Annotated in this window: 1 protein-coding gene; it reads left to right on the forward strand. The window is 66.4% G+C overall.

Annotated elements, in window-relative coordinates; genetic code table 11:
* Nucleotides 1–52 precede the first annotated feature (52 nt).
* Nucleotides 53–1,309, forward strand: a complete 1,257-nt coding sequence (locus ACESL5_RS02920) for an N-acetylmuramoyl-L-alanine amidase (RefSeq protein ID WP_372591286.1) — start codon at nt 53–55, stop codon at nt 1,307–1,309.
* Nucleotides 1,310–1,382 lie beyond the last annotated feature (73 nt).

Below are 1,382 nucleotides of genomic sequence, written 5' to 3' on the forward strand. Positions count from 1 at the left end.
TTGGTATCGTGTTCGTTGACACGTTCCTGGGCTGTCTTGCCGGAGGTGGAGCATGAAAAAGCCAACTCAGTCTGATCTTGCCCGCCGGGCAATGGTCGATGCCGAACGCAGGCGTTTCCTGCAGGCGGCGTGCGGGACCGGTCTGGCCGCTTATGGGCTGACGTTCGCCCACCCCGTGTTGGCGGCGCGGAGCGTCGCGGTGTCCAGTGTCAACGCGGCTCGTCACGAGGGGTTCACGCGTTATGTGTTCCGTATCTCGGCGCCGGTGGATTTCGAGACCTTGCTGCTCGACGATCCCCTGCGTGCGGTGGTGGACGTGCGCGGGACGCAGCTCGGCGGAGTTTCCCTGCCCGCCGTGTCCGGCTCGCCCGTGGTCGAGCGGGTTCGGGCCGGCGTGCGCAACGGGACGGACCTCCGGCTGGTGTTCGACCTCAAGAAGCGCGCTCGGCCGCAGATCATCATCCTTCCTCCCGCAGAGGACAGCGATCATCGCCTGGTGATCGACCTGCCGCATGGTGGCGGGGCCGAGACCACGATCGCCAAGCGGGACGACCTTCCCAGCCGCAATTCCACCCTGCAGTCCGGCTCCTCCGGATTCCGTGACCTGGTGGTGGCCATCGACCCGGGGCATGGAGGCAAGGACCCGGGTGCCATCGGTCGGCGGGGTACCCGGGAGAAGGACATCGTCCTGAACATCGGGCTTCAGCTGCGCGACCTGATCGAGTCCACGCCCGGGCTGCGTGCCGTGATGACCCGCGAGGACGATCGCTACATCCACCTGCGCGAGCGCACCCGGATCGCTCGTAGTCACGACGCCGACCTGTTCATTTCCGTGCACGCGGACGCCTTCCGGCTCGCCTCGGCCAAGGGGGCTTCGGTCTACTGCCTGAGCCAGAACGGGGCGAGTTCGGAGGCAGCCCGCTGGCTGGCGGCGAAGGAGAACAGCGCGGACTTCGTCGGCGGGGCCTCGCTGTCCGGTCACGACGAGGACGTGGCCTCGGTGTTGCTGGACCTGGCTCAGACCAAGACCCTGGAGAGCAGCATCGATTTCGGTGATCGCGTCCTGAAGCGCCTGGGCAACGTGGCCCGGTTGCACAAGAAGGACGTGCAGCAGGCCGGTTTCGCCGTCCTCAAGTCACCCGACATCCCGTCGATCCTGGTCGAGAGTGCCTTCATCAGCAATCCCGACGAGGAGATGCGGCTGCGTTCGTCGAGCTATCAGCGCGAGGTCGCCCAGTCGATCCTCGAAGGGGTCAACAACTACTACACGGCCCACGCCCCGCAGGGCACGCGCTACGCGATGCTCTGATCTGATCTCCCGCCGCCTGCGCGGGGGTGCTTGTCTCGGCATGACAGGGCGGGCGACAATGCCCGTTTTGTGC

The organism is Guyparkeria sp. (genome assembly GCF_041687595.1).
Classification (GTDB): Bacteria; Pseudomonadota; Gammaproteobacteria; order Halothiobacillales; family Halothiobacillaceae; genus Guyparkeria.

Bases quoted from the DNA above. Each gene is read 5' to 3' on its own strand.
- ACESL5_RS02920 (WP_372591286.1), top strand. From the start codon at position 53: ATGAAAAAGCCAACTCAGTCTGATCTTGCCCGCCGGGCAATGGTCGAT.